Origin of the sequence: Faecalibacterium intestinale, assembly GCF_040096575.1 — a bacterium.
Lineage (GTDB): Bacteria > Bacillota > Clostridia > Oscillospirales > Ruminococcaceae > Faecalibacterium > Faecalibacterium intestinale.
Genome location: NZ_JBBMEN010000078.1, coordinates 1 through 592, shown reverse-complemented (window position 1 = coordinate 592; position 592 = coordinate 1). Strand labels below are relative to the sequence as shown.

Sequence of the window (592 nt, the reverse complement as noted above, 5' to 3'; positions counted from 1 at the left end):
TCCGGCTCTGCTTGTATTCAAAAATATTTTTTCTGCATCGTTACGCATTCAGGCGGGCAAAGGCCTGCCGGACATCGCCGGAGAAATACAGCGTGCCCAGTGCGCATACCGGGCCTTCGCCGCCCAGTTCTTCCGCACGCGCCACACCGGCTTCGATGCTGTCCGCAGCTTCGGCGGTGCAGCCGTAAGCGCGGATATGCTCTGCCAGCGTCTGCGCAGGCATGGCGCGGGGGTTGTGCGCCGTCACGGTCACGAACCGCTCGGCCAGCGGTGCCAGCAGCGCCAGCATCTCGTCCACGTCCTTGTCTGCCATGATGCTGACCAGAAAGACGAATTTCTGCCCGGGGAAGCGGTCTTTCAGGCTCTGCACCGTGGCGCGCATCCCGTGGGCGTTGTGGCTGCCGTCCAGCACAAAGGCCGGGCTGTGGCGCAGCAGCTCAAAGCGCCCGGGCCAGCTCACCTGTTCCAACCCGGTGCGGATGGCGCTTTCCGGGATGTTCCAGCCGTGCTGCCGCAGCACCCGCAGGGCGGTAATGGCCAGCGCGGCGTTGCGGGGCTGATAACTGCCGATGAGCGGCAGGCGCACCCCATC

The 592-nt window shown here is 65.2% G+C and carries 1 protein-coding gene; it reads right to left on the bottom strand.

The window, feature by feature from the left end:
• Positions 1 to 40: 40 nt before the first annotated feature.
• The coding region (locus tag WMO20_RS14460) for a glutamate ligase domain-containing protein (protein WP_349187314.1) at positions 41 to 592 on the bottom strand (552 nt) is incomplete at its 5' end.